This window comes from Actinoalloteichus fjordicus (assembly GCF_001941625.1).
Taxonomy (GTDB): Bacteria; Actinomycetota; Actinomycetes; order Mycobacteriales; family Pseudonocardiaceae; genus Actinoalloteichus_A; species Actinoalloteichus_A fjordicus.
In genome coordinates this window covers 6946823-6970943 of sequence record NZ_CP016076.1, presented here as the reverse complement: position 1 = coordinate 6970943, position 24121 = coordinate 6946823, and the positions used below count along the sequence as shown (strand labels likewise).

The following is a 24121-nucleotide window of genomic DNA, read 5'->3' as shown; positions in this document are numbered from 1 at the left end:
GCGGCGTCGCGGGTGAGGTGCGTTCTCGCCCCGGTGGCGTGCGTGTCCTCGACAGGCGTGTCCGAGGTGCGCGCCCGCCCGATGCGGGGAGTTCCTCGGACGCCGGGCGACTCGGGGCGTCGGCCTGCTCATGGTCGCGGCCTGCTCCGGGGCCCCGTTCGTGGCGGGGTCGCGCGGCACGGCGCTCGCCAGGAGGACCCACGGCGACCGCAGTTCGATCGCCGTGCCGTGATCGCCGAGCCCGCTCGACGCGGTCGCGGCGACGACGTCGTGACAGCCGAGACCTGATCAGCCGAGTCCTGACAGCGTCAGACCTGAAGCGGAGGAGACGACATGACCGGAATTCCGTTTCCGCCAGGAGTCGACGAGGACACTCCGGTGTTCGTCATCTCGGTGGCCGCCCAGCTCTCCGGCCTGCACGCCCAGACGCTGCGTACCTACGACCGGCTCGGGCTGGTCTCGCCGGGACGCACGGCAGGCGGCGGACGTCGATACTCGGCGCGAGACATCGGCCTGCTACGCGAGGTGCAGCGACTCTCGCAGGACGAGGGTGTCAACCTCGCCGGGGTCAAGCGCATCATCGAGCTGGAGAACGAGGTCGAGGATCTGCGCGCGCAGGTGCTCGAATTGGCGCATGAGGTCGCTGCGGCGCACGTCGCCGCCGAGCAGGCCGCCGCCGCCGTGCACACCTCCTACCGGCGAGACCTGGTGCCGGTACGTCGGGAGACCGCGCTGGTCGTCTGGCGTCCGCAGTCCCGCTGACCGCGCTCGGCTCGGCCGGACGGCGGCTCGCTCGTCGCGACTCGGCTCTGGGCGCAGGCTGGAACTCCGTCAGGGGTGGCGGTGCCGGGGCAGGCACCGGTCAGGCCTGCGAACCCGCCGGTTCAGGATCACCGTGACGTGGACCCGGCCAAGGCCGGTCGAGCCGCCCGGCCTGCACGCTCCGACCGTGCCTGCCATCCGTGCCGCGCGCGGAGGCCTGACATCCGCCTGCCGAGCAACGACGGCTCCCGACCAGCGACGCTGATCGGTCGCCTGACCTCGTTCCGTTGTCGGATCGGGCTCCACCCAGCCATCGGCGGGCGAGCGGGAACGGGAAAGCACGCAGTGCGCGATCCATAGCCGAGCCTGCCCGCCGAGGACGGCCCCTCCAGAACCCGCCATCCGAGTGGTGAACAAACCCGCCGCCGCACCGCCCGCCTGCCGCAGGCGAGAACGAGAACGGCCGGGTCGGAGCTGTCTCCCGACCCGGCCGCCTGCGCTCGATGACGCTATTCGGACGTCACTCGTCGCTGTCGTCGCCGCCACCGCAAACGATGCGGGGCTGCGGGTTGTAGGTGACCGAGCGGGGGCCGTCGCGCCGGACCTCGTTGCCGGAGAGATCGCGGAGGATCCGCGTGTCGGTGACGGTGAAGCCCCCGCCGCCGTTGCTGGGGCTGCACGGCTCGCCCTCGGGGATCTCCTTGGTCTGCGGCTCGGTGGGGTTGGTGCGCGGGCCGGTCACGGACTCGACCTCATAGCGCTTGGTTCCCCAGATCGTGACGGTGACCTCGCTGGGCGTCCAGTTCGTCTGGATCGCCACGCCGGTGTCGCTGTCGTTGACGAAGCCGACGTCGATGACGCTGCTGCCGTCCGGGTTCTGGAAGACGGTCGCCTCGCGGCCCTCGGGATAGCGGCTGATGTAGTAGCTGTGCTCCTGGTGGCCGTTGTCCTGGAGCCCCGCGAAGTAGTAGGCGTTGTAGAGCGTGGTGGCGAACTGGGAGATGCCGCCGCCGACCGCTCGGCCGGGCGCACCGTCCTGGATGATGCCCGCGTCCACGTAGCCCTCGGCCGCGCCACGCGGCCCGGTGTGGTTGTTCAGGGTGAACGTCTCGCCGGGCGGGACGATCGCGCCGTTGACCTCCTGAGCGGCCTGCCGGATGTTGATGCCGGAGTCGGGCGCGAACCCGCCGGTGGTGAAGCTGCTGATCACCTCGTTGATGCCGAGGCCTTCGACCTGTTCGGTGGTGATCTCGGCGGGCTGTTCCTCGTACTCCGCCGGGAGGGTGCGCTCGGCGGCGTCGGCGGAGCGCAGCACGTCGGGCAGCGTCTCCAGCGTCGTCTCCCAGTTGATGCCTCGGCCATCCACGGACGGCTCGATCGTCGGCGATCCGCCGGTGAAGAGGATCTCGGCGTCCTGGCCCTCTTCCTCGGTGTCGGCGAGCTGCGGCGCGAGCGACTCGGTCACCTTGCCCATGTCCAGCTCCGGAGTAAGACCGCCCTCGTCGTCCGGGGTGAAGGTGAGTGCCGAGGCGATGGCGCCCGGCTCCAGCATGGCGTTCTTCCCGTCGCCGGTGATGGTGACGGGCGAGGCCACGGCCGGTGCCGCGTAGTCGGTGATCGCCTGCTGGACGCCCTCGCTGGTCGTGCTCACCTCGACGACGTTGACCGGCAGGTCGAGGCGCCGCCCGTCGGCCCAGCCCGAGTACAGGACGTCGACCGAGCGACCGACGTCGAGATTCTGGCCGTTGACCGGCTCGACCGCGACGGGCGTGGCGCCCTCGAAGGTGATGGTGCCCTCGGCGGGCTCCCGGTTGACCTCGGGTGCCAGTGCCTCCACGGTGCTGGTGAGCGCGGCGCGGTCGGTGGCCGTGACGACGTCGACGTCCCGGCTCGTGAAGAAGGACGAGAGCCGGACGAAGGGGTTCAGCGGCTGATCCTGAACCTGGGTGAGCGTCCGGTCCCAGTCCAGGGTGAGCCCCGCCGACTCCGGGTCGATCTCGGTCTCGACGTCGCCCGCCTGCACGGCGACCGGGTCGTCCAGTCGCGGGCCGATCTCGGTGCGCAGCCGATCCTCGGCGGCGTCTCGCTCCATGCCGCCGATCTCGACCCCCGCGACGGTGACGCCCCGAGGGATGTGGTTGGAGGTGAGCATGAGGTCGGCGCCGTACAGCAGCCCGAGCACCCCGACGGCGGCCGCAGCGATCAGACCGCCACGCTTGACCTTGTCGAGCCTGCGGGCGTACTCGGCGTCGCTCATCGGATAATGAGAGTCCGGCTCGGCGCCGGCTTCACGGCGAGCGGATTCCTGCCGGGCGTGCTCCGCCGCCGCCTCGCTGCCGTCGAAGAGCGCGGTCAGGCCGCCCTGCGGCTCCTCGATCTGCATCGCAGGGCCTGCGGCGATCCGGGGGATCACCACCGTCTGCGGCTCGTCCGCGCCGGGGCTGCCGGGCGGCGGCAGCGTCACCGAGCCGAGCAGCGCGCCTTGGAACGCCGGATCGCCGTCGCGGCCCTGATCGCCTGCCGTGAAGTTCTCGGTGGGCCGGGACGCGTTCAGGTTCGTCGTGGCCTGCTGCGCGTTCTGCGGCAGCGCCGTGGTGGAGATGGCCTCGGTCTGCGCGGCGTATCCGTCGCGGTTCTGGAGTGAGCCCGCTGCGACGTGGGTGGTCGCCGACTCGTCGCCGAGCCTGCCCGTCAGCGAGGACTGGGACGACGGGGCGGGACTGCCGGTGCCCTCGAAGCGAGTGGTCTCGGCGTCTCGGATCGGGGAGAACGTGGTGGTGCGTTCCGGCTCGGCCTCGGCGGCGGGCGGTCGCGTTCCGGGTGCGTCAGGCGAGAGTGAGCCGGAGAGCCCACCGGACAGCGAGCCGCTCAGGGCGGAGCCGTCGCCCTGCTGCGGGCGAGTGCCCTGCGGTCCGGTCCGGTCGCCCGGCTGCGAGCCGTGTTCCGGAGCGCTGCCGCTCAGCGAGCCGGTGAGCGATCCGGAGAGCCCGGCGGTGCCCTGATCGGCCGGGCGGTCCGGTCTGTTCTGCCCAGGCCCGGTCTCCCCGGGCTGATGCTGACGCTGGGTCTGCTGATTCTGGTTCAGCGGCTGCTGCTGACCCGGCTGGCCCGGCTGCTGCTGACCCCCCTGGTGCGGGTTCGGCTGCTGTTGTCCCGGCTGCTGTTGGAACGGCTGGAAGAGCGAGGTGCGCTCCTGCCCGCCTGCCCCGCTCGGCTGGCCGCCCTGCTGTTGTGGCTGTCCGCCCGGTGACTGTCCACCGTGTGACTGAGCACCGTGCGGCTGCCCGGCGGCGGGCGGCTGCTGGATCGGCTGGAACAGGGAGGTGCTCTCCTGACCTGCCTGCTGCCTGCCCGGCTCCTGTCCCGACGACGGCCCCGCCTCGGTCGGCTGGACGGGACGGAACAGCGAGGTGCGTTCCTGGCCCGCCGGGGCCTGCCCGGTCTGCCGTTGTGGCGTCGGCGAAGGGTCGGTCCTGCTCTGATTCGGACCGTGATTCGGCGGGCCCTGCTGCGGTTGCGAGGTGCTCGCAGACCCGGCGGGAGCGGCGGCGGAGCCGTCCGATTCCTGGCTCGGCCGCACCGGCCGGAAGGGAGCGGTGTCTGCGTCTACCGGCGGACCCGCCTGCTGCGCGGGATGTGCCTGCGCGGCCTCGCGGGCGGCGTCGCCGTCGTTCCGCTCGGGCCGTGGGTGTGCTGGTACGTCTGACACGTCGTTAGACGCCGCAGCCTGCGGCGAGGTTGCCGCCGCCGTCGGCGAGTTCGTCTCCCTCGAGGTGAGGAAGGTGGTGTGCTCTGACTCCCCGTGCCGAGTGTTCCGCGGTTCAGACGGGCCAGTGCGCTCCGACACCGCTCCCCCAATCTTTCGTGCTCGATCGTGTGGGGCTTGCAGAGAGTGCCTACCTGCCCATCGTCACATCGGGGTCACGATCACAGATAGAGTCCGGTCCCGTGCTCGGCCTGCTCATGGGCGACCGCATGCAGGTCACGTTCCCGCATCACCAGGTGAGCCTGGCCCTGGATCTCGACCTCGAACTGCTCGTCAGGACTGAACAAGACGCGGTCGCCTGCCTTGACCGCGCGGACGTTGTTCCCGACTCCGACGACCTCGCCCCAGATCAGACGCTTCGCGACCTGGGCGGTGGCCGGAATCACGATCCCGCCACTGCTTCGGCGTTCCCCGTCCTCCGATGTGACACGGACCATGACCCGGTCGTGCAGCATCTGGATTTCGAGCTTCGCTACTGACACTCGCTGGAGTCTACTTGTCCCTCACCTGCTGACGTCACCGTCACGGGTGGCTGAACGCCGAGGAGCTCGGCTACCCGGCTGGGTGCGAGCCCAACGTTACACCGGGTGATCCAGCCCACTCGGCACTAGGGGTAGTCGTTCGGATGCTGAGCGCGCATAGGCGATCGGGGCTCCTCGGGCGCCCTGATGAGGCGGACCTGCGGCGATGTGGATCGTCCTGTGCAGTGCCGCTCATCCGCAGGCGTCGGACGTCCCGGTCCCCGACCGCGCGACCTCCCGGACGACCGCGCCGAGACAGGCCGTCAGAGCCTGTCTTTGATCCTCCTTCGTCGTGAGCGGGGATCAGCGTGGCTGAGCTGCCAGGCGGAGGAAGGAGGCATAACGGAGTTATGTTGACTGACGACAACGCCGCAGATCGCCGCGCTGGCCCCGCGCAACAGGAAAGTGGGGATCAAAGACAGGCTCTATAGACCCCGGCGAGGTCGAGCCCGCTGTGCCTTGCCTCTGACGGCCGGTCGGCCGGGCTCGGTCGGCGATTCAGCTCTCGTGATCCAGGCCGCCCATCATCAGCGGGAGGCGAGTGGCACCGGAGGGCACGACGCGGATCGGGATGCCCCAGTCCTGACGCGCGAGCCTGCATGCCGGGTGCTCCACGGCGGGATCGTCGTCGCAGGCCGCTGCCTGGGCCACCACGTGCAGCACGCCGCCCTCGACGTCGTCGGCGATGACGAGCTGCCGCGTCAGCGCCGTGTCGGTCCCGGCACCGGACACGAGCAGCTCCGGCGGCGACGAGGTGATCTCGACCCTGGTCGACGGGCCGTAGCGCTCGTCGAGCTTCTGACCGGGCGGCGGCGTGAACACCACGGCCAGCTCCACGGGGCCGGGAGCCAGCTCGCTCGGCGGACGCCGCACCTGATGGGCCTGCCCCGCGACCAGCGTGGCCGCGATTCCCGGCGGGATCGGCCGGTCGACGCGATGTGCCGCCGAGCTGACCACCACCAGTTCGTCGTCGAGCAGCGCTGCGCCGGAGGGTTCGGCGAGCCCGTCGACCAGCGTCGACACCGAGTCGGCCGCCGGATCGTAGCGGCGGAGGGCACCGTTGTAGGTGTCGGCGACTGCGAGGCTGCCGTCGGCCAGCGCCGTCACGCCGAGCGGATGCTGGAACAGGGCCTGGGCCGCCGGGCCGTCGCGGTGGCCGAAGTCGAAGAGCCCGGTCCCCACGGCGGTGCGCACGGTGAACCGGCCTGCCTCCAGACCCACCCAGCGCAGCGCCGAGGTCTCCGAGTCGACGAACCAGAGCCGATCCTCGGTGGCCGCGAGGCCTGCGGGCTGGGCGAGGAAGGCCTCCTCGGCCGGGCCGTCCGACAGGCCCTCGACGGTCGTGCCCGCGAACCGGGACACCGTGCCGCGCCGAGGATCGAAGAGACCGAGGGTGTGATTGCCCGCCATCGCGACGATCACGGCGTCCGCCCGACCCCACCAGGCGACGTCCGTCGGGCTGGTCAGCGGGACCTCGGTCGCGGGTCCGGCGTCGACACCGGAGCGCCACTGCTCCCCGGTGCCCGCCACCGTCTGTACCCGGCCGGTGGTCAGGTTCACCCCGCGCAGCGTGTGGTTGACCGTGTCGGCGACCACCAGGTGATAGCCGGCCTCGGCCGCGACGTCCTCGGGCAGCAGCGCCAGGCCCGACGGCTCGGAGAACTCGGCGGTCGCCGAGTCGCCGTCCCGGTCGCCTCGCGTTCCCCGGCCGATCCGACGGAGCACCGTCTCGCCGTCGGCGTCCAGTTCGACCACGCGATGGTGCCTCGTGTCGGCCACCAGCAGGGTTCCGGCCGCCGTCGCGATGGCCTTGCTCGGGAAGCGCAGCGTGGTCTCGGCGGGCTCCGGCGCGACGTACGGGCCCTCGCCTCGGTGCAGCGTCCCCTTCGACTCGTGCTCGGCGATCAGCTCGACGATGACCGCGCGCAGCGCCTCGACGTGGCCTTCGCCCGCCGCGACGTGCACGACGTAGCCCTCCGGGTCGATGACGACCAGCGTCGGCCAGGCCCGGACGGCGTGCGCCTGCCAGGTGATCAGCTCCGGGTCGTCCAACACCGGATGAGTGACCTCGTACCGTTCCACGGCCGCCGCGAGTGCGGCCGGGTCGGCCTCATGCACGAACTTCGGCGAGTGCACCCCGATGGTGACCAGCACGTCGGAGAACTCCTCCTCCAACGGCCGCAGCTCATCCAGGACGTGCAGGCAGTTGATGCAGCAGAAGGTCCAGAAGTCCAGGAGGACGATGCGTCCCCGGAAGTCCTTGATCGAGTAGGACTCGCCACCGGTGTTCAGCCAGCCACGGCCCGCCAGCTCGGGAGCCCGGACTCGGGAACGGCGCAGATTCGATACGGCCATAATGTCCTGAACATACCCGCTGACCAGCTTGTTCCCGGCCGTGTCCAGCATGTGGACCGGGGGCGGGCCTGCGGTGTCGACGGCGGGAAGACGCGGTCGACCGTGGCTACTCCTCGATCCGCCCGATGTCGAAAGGCCGCCGCCGAGCCTGCCCGGTCGTCAGGCCTCGTCAGGTCTCGTCGGGCCGGTCTCGGCGGCCCGGCTGCTGCGTGCGGAGGTCGTGCCGGGACACCGTCGAAGCGGCCTCCAACAGCATCCAGGCACTCAGCTGCACCGAGAGATCCCGCTCCGGCCGCCGGGCTCCGTCTCGATCGCGTGCCGAGCCGGTGGTGCCCGAGACCACGGAGGCCCTCGGAACGCTCGGGCCCGCCGGGACCACCGCCTTCGTCGACCAGTCCGGACCGAACAGCGGGCCGCCGTCGGCCGCCGCCCGGTTGCGCCAGGCGGCCTCGGCCGAGGCGAGCACCAGCCGTCGGGCGGTGCCAGCCGCGTCGGCGTGGTGCGTGGGCAGCGTCGTGACGGCGAGCGCCAGGTAACGGGCGAGGATGCCGCCGAACAGCCCGCCGTCCCCGCCGCCGTGGCCAGGTAGCACCCCGTCGCCGTCGGCGAGGTGCGTGTCGACGGCCTCGATCGTGCGCCTCGCCCGCTCCCACCACCGCTCCTCGTCGGTGTCGCTCCCGAGTTCGAGGAAGGAGCCCAGCAGCACGCCCTGGCAGTAGGTGTAGATCCGCTTCACGATCAGTCGGACTCCCGGCGCGACCGGCGGGCCGGACGGCTCGGCGCTCGGCTGCGCGCCCGGCGCGTCGGTGACGCGCAGGCCGTCCCAGGCCAGTCCGGTGTCCGGATCGACGAGCAGGCGGTCCATCCACTCCGCGGTGTCGACGGCCCGTGCCAGGTCCGAGCCGGGCCCGCCCGCCCGCGCGTTCCTGGCCAGCAGGATCGCGGCCGGTCCGTTGGACGGCACGTTCTTGAAGTCGTCGCGGTGACGTTCGGGCCGCCGCCACCAGATTCCGCCGCCCGCGTGGTCGGTCCACGCGCCGCGCAGCTCGGTGAGGAGCAGCCGCATCGCCCTCGGGCGGGCGATCTGGACCGAGTCCTCCGCCCGTTGCAGCGCCAGCCCCAGCCAGGCCATGTCGTCGAAGTAGTGATTCGTCCAGCCCGCGTTGCGCAGGGGGACGGCCCGGACGACGTCGTGGATCACCGCGCGGCGGCGCGGCGACGGGCTGCGCAGCCAGGCGTCGATCGCGCAGTCCAGCAGGTGCGCCTGCCACCAGTAGCCCCATGAGCCGACGCCGAGTCGTTCCAGTCGGCTCGGCGGCCAGTGCATCCGCCCGAGCCGCGCGCCGGGCAGCCCCCAGACCGGCCGCAGATGCCGGGTGCGTACCGCGTGCTCGGCGGCGCCCGCCCGATCCGCCCAGACCGCGGCGGTCCGCTCGGCGGCGTGCCTGCCTGCGGTGTCGTGGCCCGCGCCCGGCTGGTCGGAACTGCGTGCGTCGCTCTGGGAGTCCCGCGTCATCCCGCCATGGTGCTGGTTACCGGCCGGTGTCCGCAGCCGGAGGTGTGGAGTTCTCGCGTCGGGATGTCCCCGGCTGCGGCCTGTTTCGAGGACGTAGTGCCGAGTCTGCTGCTCGGCAGGCGAGGAAGGCGACCCCTGCGCAGCCGTCGGCAGGGCCGAGCCGACGCCTGCGTCACGCAGGTCGAGCCGGCCCGGCGAGAAGCGGGCCTGGCGGAACCGGCGGGGGAGGCGCGGCCGTCACCAGGCGGTCGAGAGGTCCGCGTGTCGGCTGACCCAGTCGTGCATGACGATGCCCGCCGCGACTCCGGCGTTGATCGAGCGGGTGGAGCCGAACTGCGCGATGGAGACCAGCAGGTCGGCGCCCTCGCGTGCCGCAGGCGAGACGCCTGCGCCCTCATGGCCGAACACGAGCACGCAGCGCCGGGGGAGCGCGGTCTCCTCCAGCCGGACCGAGCCCGCCGTGTTGTCCACTGCGACGACGCTCAGGTCCTGTTCGGCGGCGAAGGCCAGCAGCGCGGCGACATCGGGCTGATGCAGGACGTGCTGGTAGCGATCGGTCACCATCGCGCCGCGCCGATTCCAGCGCCGCCGCCCGACGATGTGCACGGCCTTGGCGGCGAAGGCATTGGCGGTGCGCACCACCGTGCCGATGTTGTGGTCATGCTGGAAGTTCTCGATGGCCACGTGGAAGTCGTGTCGACGCTCGTCCAGGTCGGCCACCACGGCCTCGCGCCGCCAGTAGCGGTAGGCGTCCATGACGTTGCGTCGGTCGCCCTCGGCCAGCAGCGTCGGGTCGTAGCGATCGTCCGATGGCGGCGGGCCCTGCCACGGCCCCACCCCCACCGGCTCGCCGAAGATCCACTCGGTCGGACCCGGCTCCTCGGCGGGCTGCGGCTCCTCGGCGGGCCTCGGCCGGTCGGTGCTCAGGACTGGCTCGGCGGCTGCGGGGGGCCTGCGGGGTGACCGCCCGGTGCGGGCTGTCCCTGCGGCTGCCAGCCCTGCGGGGCCTGCTGGCCGAAGCCCTGCTGGCCGAATGCCTGCTGCCCGAAGGTCTGCTGGCCGGGGCCCGCCTGCGGCAGCCCGGCGTGCGGAACCTGCCCTGGCTGCGGAGGCTGGCCGGGGCCAGCGGGCATCCCCGGCTGTCCCTGCCACGCCTGCTGGTACTGCCCCGGCTGGTGGAGCGAGTCGAACGCGCCGGACAGCGTCGGCGATGCCCGCACATACGGGTCGTCGACCTCGAAGTACTCGGCCTGGGTGATCTTCGCGATGCTCGCCACGATGCTGGACGGGATCGACTGCACGCGGGTGTTCAGCGCGCGCACGTTGCCGTTGTAGAACCGGCGGCCTGCGGCGATGCGGTCCTCGGTGTCGGCGAGCTGCTTCTGCAGATGCAGGAAGTTCTGGTTGGACTGGAGTTGCGGGTAGCTCTCGGCCAGGCCGAGGAAGCCGTGCAGGGCGCCGGTGAGCTGCTGCTCCGCGCGGCTCTGGTCGTGCACGCTCGCGTGCGCCTGCCTGGCCTGCATCGCGTGTGATCGCGCCGAGATCACCTGCTGCAGGGTGCTCTGCTCGAACTGGGCGGAGGCGCGCACCGTCTCCACCAGGTTCGGGATCAGGTCGTAGCGCCGCTGCAACTCGACGTCGACCTGTCGCCAGGACTCCTCGACGGTGTTGCGCTGCGCGACGAACCTGTTGTAACTGACGATGTAACCGACTCCGAGGAGTACGACCACGGCCAGTACGAGCAGCAGGATCAACAGCACGGGGTCCACTCTTGGAGGCTACCGGCTGTACACGCCGGGGTCACTGGCCCGCAGGAACCCGCCGCCGATCACGCCGGGAGCGGCTGACGGCTGGCGGCGCTGATGAGATGCCCAGTCGGCCAGGCTGCGGGCCAGACCTCTGACCACCTGAGCAGGCCGAGGTCAGAACACGCATTCTCCCCTTTCGGAATCGCCATCGGCCTGGTATCCGACTCGGTCGGCGTTCGGTAACTCTTTCTTGATTCGTGCGGCGAGTTCACCTCCATTTTCTATCCATTCTCGGTGTTCTCTCCGAGGTGAAGTCGGAGTCTTGCGGGATGTTCATGTGCGGCGTGTCCTGATATTCTTGGTTCCATCGATCAAGCTCCTGAATCACGTTGTCGCTGGACTGAAAGAACCTGCCGTCCTCTTCTGGTGTGTGAGCGATTAATTATTTCTCGCTCTCCGTCGTTAAATAAGTGCGGCGGCTGACGGTATCTGGCGAGAATCTTGAGGTTGACTAGGTCGACTCCCATCGGATTGCCGTTTTCGCATTTTGAGGTTGGGTGGGATTATTTCCCCTCTTACGCGATGCACGTGCCTTTGGGGATGCTGCCGTCGGCCTGGTAGTCAACACTGGTCACCACTGGCGACTCGCGCTTGATCCGCACTGCCAGCTCCTTTCCTTTCTCGATCCAGTTGACCTCGGCCTCGGCGGATGGGAAATTCGACTCGCGGGGGTCGTCGGAATTGTAGATACTCTGGAACTCATTATCCCAATCTGTAAGATCGTTGATGAGGCTCATGCTAGGTCCGAGAAATTCTCCTGCGTCTTCGATAACGTGATTTGTTCCCCATGTATGTGCGTCGCCTGCATCGTAATAAAACGGACCCTGCGTGAATCCGGCTAGCATCGAGATTTTCATGTCATCCTCGCTCGCGATACCGTTTGAACTTTGCTTTCCGGCCTATTGGATAGGCGGTTACAATGTAACCATTGCTGCCGACGACTACACATATTGGTCTGACCTCGCCATTCACCTCGGTCTCGTATACTGCTCCGTCTTTGCCGCTCTGGCCGACTGGAACGTGATTCTCGATCAAATCGAAGATGAGGTCGATGACGTGGTCCGGAGACACTCCCATATTTTCGAAGCTGTCCTCCCGTTCGGGTCGGAATATATGTGCCTTGCCCGAACGGTTCCATATCCCCTCTTCGAGCCAGACAGGATGTCCTCGCGATGTCGGCCGACCCGAATGACCTCCGACGGGGTGATCTTTTTGCCCGCCCTCAGCAGTTCAGTGATCTGCGCGGCGTAACAGACCTCGGGATTCTCTGTGGGGTGACTGGTCGATGTGGGCAGGGGCGCGGTTGGCTCCTCGGAGCGCGACGCGACCGATGGCGCTGCGCCGCCTGCGATGCCGTGTCCGGCGACGGCGTGGCAGTAGACGTCGATGAGGGTCTGGGCTTGTTCGAAGAGTGCGTGGGCGGTGCGGACTTCTGTCCCGGCGGCAGTCGTGTGGTGTCGTGCCGCCTCGACACAGGGCTGTCCTGATCCGGCGGTGGCGGCGGCGAAGAGGTGTGCGCCGTCGGTGATCGCTTCGTCGGCGACCGCCGCCGCCCGTCGGGCGTCTTTGATGAGGGCGTGGGCTCGCTGCAACCGCGCGACCACTTCCATGACGGACACCGCTGGACTCCTCACGTTCGGTGATCACTTGAGGATGCCGGACGGTGCCGCGCCCCGGTCACGCGGGGTGACCGGAACGCGGGTGTGTGGGGTCAGTCGAGTCTGTGGGTCTTGATCGCCTTGAGGAAGCTGTCGAAGTCGGCGTGGCCGACGGTGAGTGTTCCGCCGTCGCGGTTCTTGGTGTCCCGGATGCCGACTAAGCCGGGGGAACGGCCGATCTCGACACAAGCTGTCGCTGTCTGTGATCGACGGGATTTCCGCCAGCCGTCCGGTGCGGTCATGGTGATGCCTCGTTCCTCGCGTGGCTGTCTGCGTACGTCGCGATGAGGCGGGCCGAATCAACTGGACTCATCGCGACGTCTTGCAGGCTACTGGCCGCCTCGACAAAGGATCTTGTGTCGGCTGGCTCATGCAGGAAGACCCCGCTGTCAAGGTGTTCGAGGTGAACGACGACGCCGTCCGGCATGTCCAAGATCATGAATCCGCCTGCCATCCCTCGGTGTGCGCCGATGCTCGTCGGGATGATCAGTACCTCGACATGGCCGGTATTGCTCCAGTCGAGTAGCGCCGTCATCTGCTCAGCCATCACGGCGTGACCACCGATCTGCCGCGTGAGCGCCCCTTCGTCGATGATCGCCGTCATCGCTCCGGCACGACGCCGCAACACCGATTGGCGTCCCATGCGGTAGATCACGCGATCTTCGATTCCGTCGTCAGGGATGTCGCCAGTCGACATGACCGCACGAACGTAGTTCTCCGTCTGCAACAGGCCGGGGATCAACACCGCGTTGACCTCGGTGATCGCTACCGCTTCACGCTCGTAGCGGACCAGAGTGGACAGCTGAGCCGGGACGGCATGTCCGACTGCCGACCATGCAGACCGGCCGACGTCCCGTACCAGTGCCAGCACTGCGGCACGCTCGTCGGCCGTGGCACCAAGGTGTGCCAGCCATGCCGCGATGTCGTCGGTGCTCAGTCGACGACGGCCCTCTTCCGTGCGCGTCACGGCGGTGTGATGCGTCTCCATGCGTCGGGAGACTTCGCGCACTGACAGGCCGGCACGTTCGCGAATAAGTCGCAGCGACTCTCCGACAGCGACGGCGATCGGGCTACGACGTGACGTGGACATGCGCAGACGGTACCGGCTCTGATCAGGCCCGTGGAGCACCCGACTGGGGCATTGACGCCTGTCGGAGCATCTGTCCTACTTGGGTGCGCCAATATGCTCCGAAGTGCTCCAATGTGCTCCATTGTTGAAGATGGAGCGGACGGGAGGCTGTTCGTGCCTCATGCAATCTTGACAATCGGCCTGATCGGCATGGTCGCGTTCCTCGCGACGATCTGGGCAATCTGGCCCGACCGCGACCTACGAGGCGGCATCGGTACGCCGAGTATCTCGTGGAATGGAACCCGCAGCGCGAGCTGTGCACGACCAGCGCAGCCCGTCGCCCCGCAGCGCCCCGGCGGCGTGTCGTGAGCCCGTTCCTGCCGGTCGGGTTGGTGCTGGTCGCGAGTGGTCTTCCGCTGACGATCTGGGGTTATCGCCCGCCGCCGCCCCGGCGCCGAAGCCACGTTCGCACGGTGGCCCTGTCGTCGATTCTGGCTCGGTTGGCCGAGGAGCGGCTGGCCGTGGCGGTGGGCCGATGAGCGGTCTGGATGCGTTGTTCCTCGTCCCCGACTCTTGTTCTCGGAGTAGCAGCATGTTCGTCACCAGCGGCGGGCACGGCGTGCTCGTCGAAGGCGCCCGACCCGGCGCCGATCCTGTTCGCGCCGCCATCAGTGCCACCGATGCCGTCGACGTCCTCGACGCGCTGCGCGCCGGAAGCGCGATCGACCTGCCCGCCGTCGACGATCGCACCGAGCTGCGGCGGCTCCTGCTGCGTCACCGGCCCGACGGCGTGGAGATCTCCCTGCGTACCCGCACCTGCGTGCTCGGCCGCTGGTTCGTCTATGCCGACCGCGTCCCCGAACTCGCCCACGCCCTCCGCCGCGCACTGGATGCCGTTCGCAGCACCGGAGCCCGGCGATGATCGGCCCGTGGTTCGTCCGCACCGTCGGCGACGGCGACACCCACCGCGCCCGCACCGAGCACTGGACCGCCGACGGCCGCGCCCAGATCCGCCCGATCTGCGACCCGACGACGCTGTTCACCGCGCTCAACCGCGAACCCGTCGCCGTGCCCTACTACGACGACCACCGCTGTCCCGGCTGCCTCGCCGCCGCCCACACCCGAGCGCCCTACCGGCCACGACACCTGGCACTCGTCCGATGAGAACTCTCACCGCGCAGAAGACCATCTCGGTCGTACACCGCCTGCGCGCCGCCCGAATCCGCCCGTACATCCTGGCGATCACCGGGAGTCGACGATGACCGGCGAGCGCGAGATCGCCGCCGAGCCGCTGCTCATCGAGCAGGACACCCCGCCAGCGGCAGGCCTGATCCCCGACCGCCATCTGGTGTTCCTCGACCTCGGCGACGCGATCCCCGTCGATGGTGACCAGGTCGCCGCACTCTGCGGTGCGACGGTGACCATCGGCCCGCCGCCCGCCGAGATGCTGCCCGGCATCCCCGCCGCACCCGCCGCCGACTGCGCGGACTGTCAGGCGGTCGTCACCGACACCGCACCGGCTGAGGCCTCGGACACCGAGCCCGCCGTCCGGTTGCTCGTGCGACGAGCGGGCACGGTGCCGGTGCACGTCGTCGAGATCCGCGAACCCGGCGCCGGGACCGAGCCGCCCGCCGTCCTGACCGCCTTGTGCGGGCAGCAGTTTCGCGGGGGCGACGAGCTGGACACCCTGGCGCCCGGTGACGGTGCTCCGTGCGTCCGCTGTCTGCTGCGCTCGTTATCGGCGCGGCATGGGGGTTTGCGCAGATCGGTCGGCCGGGCAGACGTTGAGCGTGCCGGGAGTCCCCGGCCTGCTCGATCAGTTCAGCCCGAGGTCCGGCAGGCCGAGCAGGTAGCGATAAGACAGTCCCTCGGCCTCCACGCGCTCGCGGGCTCCCGTATCCCGGTCGACGACGGTCGCCACGCCGACCACCTCGGCGCCCGCCTCGCGCAGTGCCTCGACGGCAGTGAGCACGCTGCCGCCGGTGGTGGAGGTGTCCTCCACGGCCAGCACCCGGCGGCCCGTGACGTCCGGTCCCTCGATCCGACGCTGCATCCCGTGCTGCTTGGTTGCCTTGCGCACCACGAAGGCGTCCAGCGCCACCTCGTCCCGCGCGGCGTCGTGCAACACCGACATCGCCAGGGGGTCGGCACCGAGGGTCAGTCCGCCCACGGCCGCGTAGTCCCAGTCGGCGGTCAGCTGCCGCAGCAGCCTGCCCAGCAGCGGCGCCGCCGCGTGATGCAGGGTCACCCGCCGCAGGTCGATGTAGTAGTCCGCCTCGGCGCCGGAGGAGAGCACCACCCGGCCGCGCACCACGGCCAGCTTCGAGACCAGCGCGGCCAGCTCACGCCGGGCCGCGTCGTCGACCGAGGGCAGCGCCGGGGTCACCTGAGAGTTCGATTCGCCTCGCACAAGGCCCCAGACTGGCACATCCGTCCCGAGCGCCGCGAGACGCCTCGGCCCCGCCCTCGAATCGATCAGATCCCCCGGGGGCCGGCGTCGCGCCGACGGGCGACGCGGGGTGCCTGTTGCACGGGAATCGGAGCGGGCGGCCTGCGTGAGACTGGGCGGCCCGTCTCGTGGCGCGGTCACCCCGCGAGCCTGCTCAGGTGCGGTTCTGCCAGACGTAGTCGGGCACTCGTTCCAGGATGTCGACCACGAACGTCGCCAGCGGCGCGATGTCCGCCGGGCGCAGCCTGCCCTGTCGCCAGCTCATCAGGTCACCGTTGTCGATGCGGAACGGCAGGGCCTTGAATCGCTCGTCGCCGAGCATCCATTCCATGGTCCTCGGGTGCAGGATGTCGTAGGCGAACCGGTCGTCCTCGGTCTGGATGCGGAAGGCGCGGTTGAACTCCTCGCTCTCCAGTTGAAGGTCCTTGACGCCGAAGACGCCCAACAACCGGTGTCCGACGTGTTCCCGGCTCACTTCCAGCGTCGGTCGCGGTGCTGGGGTGAACACCGAGGCCACGGCGAATCGGTAGGTGACGTTGCGGCGGTTCTTTCCCGACCCCTGCCGTTCCACGTAGAAGTACTCGAAGACCACGAGCCGCCTGCCGCGATGACTACCTTCCACGACGTGGTGCGCGCCCCGCCGATGGCCTCGGTGGAACAGCGGCGCCCGGAAGTGACCGGCCCACCGATCGTCACGGGGCCGATACGACCAGCCGTGGGCGTCCGCCCAGGCCTGGAACTCCGCGCGTTTCCGACGCTGTAAGTATCGGCCGAGGAGGAAGATGCCAAGGATCAGCAGCCCGAAGGCCAGGATCGTCAGAACCCCTAGCGCGTCCATCGGGCTCGCTCCTTCTCGGCCGTGCCTGCTGCTAGTTCGCCCGCGCGTTGACGCGCGAGGTGAGTCGACGTACCAATGCCCTCGGCAGCAGTCCGGCCAACGCGGTGATGGCCTTGTACTGCACTGCGGGGATCGACAGCACGCGATCGCGGCGCAGATCGCGGAGGCACTCGTGCACGACGCGATCGGCGTCGAGCTGAAGCCTGTCGGGGAATCTGGTCATGTCGATGCCCGCGCGCAGGTGAAACTCGGTCTTGGTGAAGCCGGGGCAGAGCGCCAGAACACGCACCTTGCTGCCTGCGGTCATGGCTGCCAGCCCCTCGGTGAACATCGTCACCCATGCCTTGCTGGCCGTATAGGTCGAGCCTCGGCCGGGCAGGAAGCCCGCCACGCTGGACACGTTGATCACCGCGCCGCCGTTCCTTGCGAGCATCGGTCCCAACGCGGCGTGGCTGAGCTGGAGCACTGCGGTGACGTTCACGTCGAGCTGGCCGCGCAACTGCTCGAAGTCCAGATCCAGGAACTTCTCGACGAAGCTGAACCCGGCGTTGTTGACCAGCAGATCCACCGGCCGGTCCTCGTCACGGAGTCGATCGGCCACTCGACCTCGGTCGGCGTCGATCGACAGGTCGGCGGCGATCACCTCGGCGTCGATACCGTGTCGCTCGCGCAGTTCCGCCGCCAACGCGGTCAGTCGGTCCTGATTCCGTGCGACCAGGATCAGGTCGTGGCCCTCGGCCGCGAGCCTCCGGGCGAACGCCCGGCCGATCCCTGCGGTCGGCCCGGTGATGAGAGCGGTGGTCATGACCCGCACGGTATCGGCAGACTCGAGGGCCTGTCACCGGAATCATCGACCCGGGGCGGCGCGGCGAACCGGTCTGCGGGGGCGCGACGCAGGCCGAACGGCTCCGCGATCCGCGCCCGGCGGGCCGGCGGGTGCGGCCTGCGAGGGCGGCGGGCCGCGCAGTGCCTGCCTGCGGCTTCTCGCCGCACGGCATCGCCGAGCAGGAGCAGACCCCCGTCAGGAGCAGACCGGGATCAGGACGACGACGGCCGGTAGACCTCGTCCTGTTCGCGCTTGTCTGCGGAGGGCGCGGCCTCCAACGCCGGGATCTCGTCCTCGACGACGTCCTCGGCGTCGGGATCGAAGGGGTCCACCAGGTCGGCGATCTCGCCGACGTCGCGCAGCAGCTGCTCCAGCCGGGCGGGCGTGGCGCTCGGCGGCGCGGCGGCCACCACCCACTCGTTCTCCAGCCACACCACGACGACGTCATCGCCGATCTCCTCGGCGGCCTCGACGAGGTCCGGGGTCATCAGGGCGCGGGCGGCGTTCAGGTTGGTGACGAAGGCGTAGCGGGAGCCGACGGGGCCGAGCAGGTCGAGGCCCGACTCCTGCGGAACCGGGACGCTGGGGAGCCACAGCTCGACCACGACGTCATGCTTGCGGCGGCAGCGGACGGCGATCAGCACCGAGCTGATCCGGCCGCCGGTCTCGTGGTCGAAGACGTAGACCTGACGCCTGCCGTCGGCGGTGAAGGTGGAACCGGCGACCACGTCCTTGGCGAGCCCGCTGCCGTGCGGAGCGAGCGCGCCGTGTTCCCACCTGGTCGGCAGAACCTGATCGACCTCGGCGAACTGCCAACCACGCAGTGCCGCCCACCGGCGACGCTCCCGGTTGCGCGCCGTGCGCTGGGCACGATCGGCAGCCAACAGGACGAAACCACCCACGGCGAAGAGCACGGCCACCGTGAACCAGACCCAAGTCGGCACGTTCACAGTGCGAAGGGTAGCGACGTGATCGGCGATTGGCGAAGATCGCGGTACCGATAAAGCCAGATCTGACGCAAAGTGACGCCGCTCGGCCTAGAGTCCGGTGGTCACGCGGGATGTTCGCGAAATTCGATCACGTTCGGTGATCACTCGTCGGGCTGTCAGCGGTCGTCGAACCGGCCGCGCTCGGGCGAGGCAGGGCCGGACCGGCGTCGAGCCGCCGGCAGACCGGACGTCCCGCCTGCGCAGGCCGCGTCCCGGCTCGCACGGCCTGACCACGCGACGAGGCCGGCCGGGGACCACCGGAGACCGTCTCGCGTCGGTGCACGGATGCGATCGATGATCCCCCGGCCGGTGTCGCCTTCGGCGTCTCGGACCGGCGCGCTGTCCGGTGCCGCGCGCCGCCCGATGCCCGCCGACCGCTGCGCGCGGTCGCCGAGCGCCGCCTGCCCTCGGCGACCGCCTGCGCGGCGGGGCCTCAGCCGTTCACGGGCTCACCTCGCAGCACCTGGAGTCCCTCGGCGTCCTCGGCCAGTTCGACGACCGCTCGGTCGCCGTCGCGGATCTCGCCAGCGAGCAGCTGCCGGGCCAGCTGGTCGCCGATCGCGGACTGGATGAGCCTGCGCAGCGGCCGGGCGCCGTAGACCGGGTCGAAGCCGTTGATCGCCAGCCATTCCTTGGCGGCCTCGCTGATCTCCAGTTCGAGCCTGCGCTGCGCCAGCCTGCGGGCCAGCCGGGCCACCTGGATGTCGACGATCCCGGTCAGTTCCTCGGTGGCCAGCGAGTGGAAGACCACCAGGTCGTCGAGTCGGTTCACGAACTCCGGCTTGAACCGCCTGCGCACCTCCGTGAGCACCGCGTCCCGCCGGTCGCGTTCGCTCAGGTTGAGGTCGGCGATGGCCTGCGAGCCGAGGTTCGAGGTCAGCACGAGGATCGCATTGCGGAAGTCGACCGTGCGCCCCTGGCCGTCGGTGAGCCTGCCGTCGTCGAGCACCTGGAGCAGCACGTCGAAGACGTCGGGATGCGCCTTCTCCACCTCGTCGAGCAGCACCACCGAGTACGGACGCCTGCGCACCGACTCGGTGAGCTGACCGCCCTGGTCGTAGCCGACGTATCCGGGCGGCGCACCGACGAGCCGCGCCACCGAGTGCTTCTCGCCGTACTCGCTCATGTCGATGCGGATCATCGCCCGCTCGTCGTCGAAGAGGAACTCGGCCAGCGCCTTGGCCAGTTCGGTCTTGCCGACGCCGGTGGGACCGAGGAACAGGAAGGAGCCGGTGGGGCGGTCCGGGTCGGCGACGCCCGCCCTGGCCCGGCGCACGGCGTCGGACACCGCCCGGACGGCCTCGGGCTGCCCGACGACCCGACTGCTCAGCATCTCCTCCATGCGCAGCAGCTTCGCCGTCTCGCCCTCCAGCAGCCTGCCAGCCGGGATGCCCGTCCAGGCGCCGACCACGTCGGCGACGTCGTCGGGAGTGACCTCCTCCTTGAGCATCACCTGTGACTGCGCGCCCGCCTCGGCCGCCGCCGCCAGCTCCTTCTCCAACGCGGGTATCCGGCCGTAGCGCAGTTCGGCGGCCCGGCCGAGGTCGCCGTCCCGCTCCGCCCGCTCCGATTCGCCCCGAAGCTGTTCGAGCTGTTCCTTGAGTTCGCGGGTGCGGTCGATGGAGCCCTTCTCGTTCTGCCAGCGGGCGGTGAGCCCGGCGAGCAGTTCCCGCCGTTCGGCGAGTTCGGCGCGCAGGGCGGCCAGCCGCTCCAGCGAGGCGGCGTCCTCCTCCTTGGCCAGCGCCATCTCCTCGATCTCCAGGCGACGCACCGCGCGCTCCACCTCGTCGACCTCCACCGGCCGCGAGTCAATCTCCATCCGCAGCCGGGACGCCGCCTCGTCGACCAGGTCGATGGCCTTGTCCGGCAGGAAGCGAGCGGTGATGTACCGGCTGGACAGCGTCGCCGCGGCGACCAGCGCGCCGTCGGTGATCCGCACGCCGTGATGGACCTCGTAGCGCTCCTTGAGGCCCCGGAGGATCGCGATGGTGTCCTCCTCGGTCGGCTCGCCGACCAGGACCTGCTGGAAGCGCCGTTCCAGGGCGGCATCGGACTCGATGTGACTGCGGTACTCGTCGAGCGTGGTCGCGCCGACCATCCGCAGTTCGCCCCTGGCGAGCATCGGCTTGATCATGTTGCCCGCGTCCATCGCGCCCTCGCCGGTGGCGCCCGCCCCGACGATGGTGTGCAGCTCGTCGATGAAGGTGACGACCTGGCCAGCCGAGTCGGTGATCTCCTTCAGCACCGCCTTGAGCCGCTCCTCGAACTCGCCTCGGTACTTGGCGCCAGCGACCATCGAGCCGAGGTCGAGACCGACGACGCGCTTGCCGCGCAGTGATTCCGGCACGTCGCCCGCGACGATCCGTTGCGCGAGGCCCTCGACGATGGCGGTCTTGCCGACTCCCGGCTCGCCGATGAGGACCGGGTTGTTCTTGGTCCGCCGGGACAGCACCTGCACGACCCGGCGGATCTCGGCGTCGCGGCCGATGACCGGGTCGAGTTCGCCGCGCCGGGCTCGGTCGGTGAGGTCGACGCCGTACTTCTCCAGGGCCTTGAAGCTGCCCTCCGGATCGGGACTGGTGATCCGCGCCGAGCCGCGCACCTGGGCGAAGGCCTCCCGGAGCGTCTCGGGCGTGGCGCCCTGCTCGCGCAGCAGATCGGCCACCCGGCCGCCCTCGGCGGCCAGCCCCACCAGCAGGTGCTCGGTGGAGACGTACTCGTCGCCCATCTCGGTGGCCAGCCGCTGGGCGTGCGTCATGGTCTTGAGGGCCTCGGCGTCGAACTGCGGGGCGTTGACCGTGGCGCCCACCGCAGAGGGCAGGACGGCGCTCAGCTTGTCGAGTCCGGTCCGCAGCGCGGTCGAGTCGGCGCCGACGGCGGACAGCAGCGGGACGGCCACCCCGTCGCTCTGCGACAGCAGGGCGCCGAGCAGGTGGGCCGGGGCCACGTTCGGGTTGCCCGCCACGGTGGCGGCCTGCGCCGCCGACGAGATCGCCTGTTGCACCTTCGTGGTCGGGTTGAAAGCGTCCATCCCTCACCTCATCGCAGTCGTCGCACAGTCGTTCCCGGCATCGGGAGTCCCGGCGTCTCTTCCGCAGACTTCCGCAGACTTCCGCAGACTTCCGCAGGCGCGCTCGGCGCGCATCGGAGGCCTGCGCCTCTCGGAGACAACGTCAGGAAAGTTGAGTCAGTTCCACTCAAGTTACCCGTATCACCGATCGAATGACGCCGCAGGGGAGGGCGAGAAGCCTCGACAGGCGGGCCACCTGGGCGAACCGGGCCGTCCTCGGGGGCGCCCACTCTCGTCGACGGTTCTTTCGTGCGGCCCGGTCGGCCGCCGGCTGCGCAGGCTGCCTGCGGGGCGGAGGGTGAGCGCGGGTCACCGCCGATCGCAGACCTGGCACGACAGTGCCGGATCGCTCGGAGCCTGTCGGCGGCGGGCTCACGCACCGGCCGATGCAGGTGTGCGCGGGCGACGGTCTGCTCGGCGTGGGGCAGCCGGGGCTCAGGGGCGTCGGCGCGCGCAGTCTTCGTGCCGGGGGACGGCCGACCGCGAAAACAGTCGGCGTTCGGCGCCTGGTCGACCGCGAGAGGAAGCAGGTCCGAGTAGGAACCTCAGCTGCCGGGCGCTCCGAGACCGGAACCGACTCGAAGACAGCGCTTCCGGCCCCGGGTGGAACCAGCGAGCAGTCGGGCCGGGACCGGCCGAGAGTCGTTCATCCTCGGTTCTCCCGCCTGCCTGCCGAACGCACGGGAGCGGGGCGACCGCAGGTCAGCCGAGCGAGATCGAACAGTCAGGCGGGGCCTTACGTGCCGAAGCCCGCCCCGCGCCGGTTCGCAAGGCGCGGGACGGGCTGCACGGCCGAGGCCGGGCAGCACCGTCGATCGGTCACAGCGTCAGGCTGAAGACCAGTCCACCGAGGCCGTACATCGCTGCGGTGATGAGGACCACCGCGATGATGTTCAGCCAGATGCCCGCCCGCACCATCTGCCCGATGGCGACGTAACCGGAGCCGTAGGCGATGGCGTTCGGCGGCGTGGCCACCGGCAGCATGAAGGCACAGGTCGCTGCCAAGGCCACGGGGATGGCGAGCACCATCGGATCGAGTCCGAGGCCGATCGCGACCCCGCCGAGGATGGGCAGGAAGGTAGCGGCGGTCGCGGTGTTGCTCGTCAACTCGGTCAGGAACAGGACCAGCACCGCGACCAGCGCGATCAGCAGGATCAGCGGGAGCACGCCCAGCGCGGTCACCCGCTCGCCGATCCAGGTGCTCAGGCCGGTGGCGGTGAACTGGCCCGACAGGCTCAGCCCGCCGCCGAACAGCAGCAGGATGCCCCAGGGCAGTTCCTTGGCAGTCTCCCAGTCGAGCACGTTCGTCCCGGTGCGCGGCTCGACCGGCAGCAGGAAGAGCAGGATCGCGACGACCATCGCGATCACCCCGTCGCTGATGTTGGCCAGCCAGGGCAGGGTGGCGGCCACCGACTCCACATCGGCCAGCAGCGGAACGCCGATCCAGGAGAGCGCCGCGAAGACGAAGACCCCGAGCGTCAACTTCTCGCCCCGACTCAACGGGCCCAGCTCGTCGAGCTGCTGCTGGATCAGCTCGCGTCCGCCGGGCAGCTCGCGCAGCTTCGGCGGGTAGATGAAGCGGGTCAGGACGAGCCAGGCCAGGAAGAGGAACACCACCGCGATCGGGACGCCGAAGAGCATCCACTGACCGAAGCCGATGGAGATGTCGTGGTTGTCCGCGAGGTAGCCGACCAGCAGGGTGTTCGGCGGGGTGCCGATGATGGTGCCGAGCGAGCCGATGGACGCGGCGTAAGCGATGCCCAGCATCAGCGCCGTGCCGAAGTTCGGATCACCCTTGCCGTCGCCGAGCTGCTTGGTGAGGACGAGCACCGAGAGGCCGATGGGCAGCATCATGACGGCCGTCGCGGTGTTGCTCACCCACATGCTGACGAAGCCGGTGGCGATCATGAAGCCCGCGATCAGCATCTTCGGGCTGGTCCCGACGACGAGGACCGTTCGCAGCGCGATGCGCTTATGCAGGTTCCACCGCTGCATGGCCAGGGCCAGCATGAACCCGCCCATGAACAGGAAGATGATGTCGTTGGCGTAGGGCGGTGCGACGTCGGCCAGCGGGGCGACGTTCAAGATCGGAAACAGCACCAGGGGCAGCAGCGCCGTCGCCGGGATCGGGATGGCCTCGGTCATCCACCAGATCGCCATCAGCAGTGCGATCGCCGCCGTGGCCCTGCCCTCCACGGGCAGGGAGTCCGGGAGCAGGAACAACGCGGCGAGGAAGACGACCGGGCCGACGACCAGACCGATCCACCGACGTGATCCGCCGGAGGGCGTTGCCTTCGCCCCGGCAGCGGACGCCTGCTGATCGTTCGAACTCACCTTGCCACCGTTCGTCGGCTGTTCGTCGGCTTGAGTCACCGCTTCCCTCCCTGGACGCCACCGGCCGTGCCAACGCCGAGGTCATCCGATGGGCATCGGCGACGTCGACAGGCCCTGGGGAGCAGAAGCTATCTCATCGGTGACGCGTCTTACTACGAAA

General features: G+C 69.9%; 20 protein-coding genes and 1 pseudogene. 4 read left to right on the top strand and 17 right to left on the bottom strand.

Annotated features, from left to right (window positions below; genetic code table 11):
* The first annotated feature begins 333 nt into the window (after positions 1 to 333).
* Positions 334 to 762, top strand: a complete 429-nt coding sequence (locus tag UA74_RS29865) for a heat shock protein transcriptional repressor HspR (RefSeq protein WP_075743145.1) — start codon at positions 334 to 336, stop codon at positions 760 to 762.
* Positions 763 to 1282: 520 nt separating this feature from the next.
* Here UA74_RS29865 and UA74_RS33890 read toward each other — a convergent pair.
* From UA74_RS33890 to UA74_RS34370, 11 genes and pseudogenes are all read right to left on the bottom strand, one after another.
* Positions 1283 to 4471 (bottom strand): VanW family protein, encoded by a 3189-nt coding sequence (locus UA74_RS33890; RefSeq protein ID WP_232237562.1) that lies wholly within the window; start codon positions 4469 to 4471, stop codon positions 1283 to 1285.
* Positions 4472 to 4689: 218 nt separating this feature from the next.
* On the bottom strand, positions 4690 to 4983 hold the full coding sequence (locus UA74_RS29855) for a GroES family chaperonin (protein WP_157434688.1): 294 nt from the start codon (positions 4981 to 4983) through the stop codon (positions 4690 to 4692).
* A gap of 564 nt (positions 4984 to 5547) precedes the next feature.
* Positions 5548 to 7404, bottom strand: a complete 1857-nt coding sequence (locus tag UA74_RS29850) for an NHL domain-containing thioredoxin family protein (protein WP_075766376.1) — start codon at positions 7402 to 7404, stop codon at positions 5548 to 5550.
* A 169-nt stretch (positions 7405 to 7573) separates the two neighbouring features.
* Positions 7574 to 8920, bottom strand: coding sequence for a glycoside hydrolase family 76 protein (locus UA74_RS29845; RefSeq protein WP_083683830.1), 1347 nt, complete (start codon positions 8918 to 8920; stop codon positions 7574 to 7576).
* Positions 8921 to 9157: 237 nt separating this feature from the next.
* Positions 9158 to 9757, bottom strand: a complete 600-nt coding sequence (locus tag UA74_RS29840) for a TrmH family RNA methyltransferase (RefSeq protein ID WP_232237561.1) — start codon at positions 9755 to 9757, stop codon at positions 9158 to 9160.
* Positions 9758 to 9843: 86 nt separating this feature from the next.
* Complete coding sequence (locus UA74_RS29835; RefSeq protein WP_083683829.1) at positions 9844 to 10689, bottom strand: LemA family protein; 846 nt, start codon at positions 10687 to 10689, stop codon at positions 9844 to 9846.
* A 554-nt stretch (positions 10690 to 11243) separates the two neighbouring features.
* Positions 11244 to 11585: a hypothetical protein gene (locus UA74_RS32600; protein WP_157442345.1), complete on the bottom strand. Its 342-nt coding sequence runs from the start codon at positions 11583 to 11585 to the stop codon at positions 11244 to 11246.
* A 174-nt stretch (positions 11586 to 11759) separates the two neighbouring features.
* Positions 11760 to 12347 (bottom strand): hypothetical protein, encoded by a 588-nt coding sequence (locus tag UA74_RS32595; protein WP_157434519.1) that lies wholly within the window; start codon positions 12345 to 12347, stop codon positions 11760 to 11762.
* A 92-nt stretch (positions 12348 to 12439) separates the two neighbouring features.
* Entirely contained in the window at positions 12440 to 12628 is a 189-nt protein-coding gene (locus UA74_RS29820) for a DUF397 domain-containing protein (RefSeq protein ID WP_075743140.1), read from the bottom strand.
* On the bottom strand, positions 12625 to 13257 hold the full coding sequence (locus tag UA74_RS29815) for a DUF5753 domain-containing protein (RefSeq protein ID WP_232237560.1): 633 nt from the start codon (positions 13255 to 13257) through the stop codon (positions 12625 to 12627). Before UA74_RS29815 ends, UA74_RS29820 begins: the two co-directional genes overlap by 4 nt.
* Before the next feature lie 12 nt (positions 13258 to 13269).
* Positions 13270 to 13476, bottom strand: a pseudogene (locus UA74_RS34370) (helix-turn-helix domain-containing protein); the annotation flags it as partial.
* A gap of 269 nt (positions 13477 to 13745) precedes the next feature.
* Here UA74_RS34370 and UA74_RS32590 point away from each other — a divergent pair.
* The 3 genes from UA74_RS32590 to UA74_RS29805 are packed head-to-tail and all read left to right on the top strand — an operon-like array spanning position 13746 to position 14619.
* Positions 13746 to 13994, top strand: coding sequence for a hypothetical protein (locus tag UA74_RS32590; RefSeq protein WP_075743138.1), 249 nt, complete (start codon positions 13746 to 13748; stop codon positions 13992 to 13994).
* Complete coding sequence (locus UA74_RS29810) at positions 13991 to 14377, top strand: hypothetical protein (protein WP_157434517.1); 387 nt, start codon at positions 13991 to 13993, stop codon at positions 14375 to 14377. Before UA74_RS32590 ends, UA74_RS29810 begins: the two co-directional genes overlap by 4 nt.
* The gene (locus tag UA74_RS29805) at positions 14374 to 14619 is read left to right on the top strand and encodes a hypothetical protein (protein WP_075743136.1); all 246 of its coding nucleotides are present in this window, start codon (positions 14374 to 14376) and stop codon (positions 14617 to 14619) included. Before UA74_RS29810 ends, UA74_RS29805 begins: the two co-directional genes overlap by 4 nt.
* A gap of 652 nt (positions 14620 to 15271) precedes the next feature.
* On the opposite strand, the gene pyrE is transcribed toward UA74_RS29805, so the two are convergent.
* The 6 genes from pyrE to UA74_RS29775 form a co-directional block, all read right to left on the bottom strand.
* Positions 15272 to 15841, bottom strand: coding sequence for an orotate phosphoribosyltransferase (pyrE, locus tag UA74_RS29800; RefSeq protein WP_075743135.1), 570 nt, complete (start codon positions 15839 to 15841; stop codon positions 15272 to 15274).
* A gap of 217 nt (positions 15842 to 16058) precedes the next feature.
* Positions 16059 to 16742, bottom strand: a complete 684-nt coding sequence (locus UA74_RS29795) for a hypothetical protein (protein ID WP_075743134.1) — start codon at positions 16740 to 16742, stop codon at positions 16059 to 16061.
* Positions 16743 to 16773: 31 nt separating this feature from the next.
* Complete coding sequence (locus UA74_RS29790) at positions 16774 to 17547, bottom strand: SDR family NAD(P)-dependent oxidoreductase (RefSeq protein WP_075743133.1); 774 nt, start codon at positions 17545 to 17547, stop codon at positions 16774 to 16776.
* Positions 17548 to 17780: 233 nt separating this feature from the next.
* Positions 17781 to 18518, bottom strand: coding sequence for a type III secretion system chaperone family protein (locus tag UA74_RS29785; RefSeq protein ID WP_083683825.1), 738 nt, complete (start codon positions 18516 to 18518; stop codon positions 17781 to 17783).
* Between the two features lie 472 nt (positions 18519 to 18990).
* Positions 18991 to 21588, bottom strand: coding sequence for an ATP-dependent chaperone ClpB (gene clpB, locus UA74_RS29780; RefSeq protein ID WP_075743132.1), 2598 nt, complete (start codon positions 21586 to 21588; stop codon positions 18991 to 18993).
* An 858-nt stretch (positions 21589 to 22446) separates the two neighbouring features.
* Positions 22447 to 23889, bottom strand: coding sequence for an SLC13 family permease (locus tag UA74_RS29775; RefSeq protein ID WP_404800008.1), 1443 nt, complete (start codon positions 23887 to 23889; stop codon positions 22447 to 22449).
* Positions 23890 to 24121 lie beyond the last annotated feature (232 nt).

Coding starts and splice junctions, on each gene's coding strand:
- UA74_RS29865 (WP_075743145.1), top strand. CDS start 334: ATGACCGGAATTCCGTTTCCGCCAGGAGTCGACGAGGACACTCCGGTG.
- UA74_RS29855 (WP_157434688.1), bottom strand. CDS start 4,983: ATGCTGCACGACCGGGTCATGGTCCGTGTCACATCGGAGGACGGGGAA.
- UA74_RS29850 (WP_075766376.1), bottom strand. CDS start 7,404: ATGGCCGTATCGAATCTGCGCCGTTCCCGAGTCCGGGCTCCCGAGCTG.
- UA74_RS29845 (WP_083683830.1), bottom strand. CDS start 8,920: ATGACGCGGGACTCCCAGAGCGACGCACGCAGTTCCGACCAGCCGGGC.
- UA74_RS32600 (WP_157442345.1), bottom strand. CDS start 11,585: ATGAAAATCTCGATGCTAGCCGGATTCACGCAGGGTCCGTTTTATTAC.
- UA74_RS29820 (WP_075743140.1), bottom strand. CDS start 12,628: ATGACCGCACCGGACGGCTGGCGGAAATCCCGTCGATCACAGACAGCG.
- UA74_RS29810 (WP_157434517.1), top strand. CDS start 13,991: ATGAGCGGTCTGGATGCGTTGTTCCTCGTCCCCGACTCTTGTTCTCGG.
- UA74_RS29805 (WP_075743136.1), top strand. CDS start 14,374: ATGATCGGCCCGTGGTTCGTCCGCACCGTCGGCGACGGCGACACCCAC.
- UA74_RS29795 (WP_075743134.1), bottom strand. CDS start 16,742: ATGGACGCGCTAGGGGTTCTGACGATCCTGGCCTTCGGGCTGCTGATC.
- UA74_RS29790 (WP_075743133.1), bottom strand. CDS start 17,547: ATGACCACCGCTCTCATCACCGGGCCGACCGCAGGGATCGGCCGGGCG.
- clpB (WP_075743132.1), bottom strand. CDS start 21,588: ATGGACGCTTTCAACCCGACCACGAAGGTGCAACAGGCGATCTCGTCG.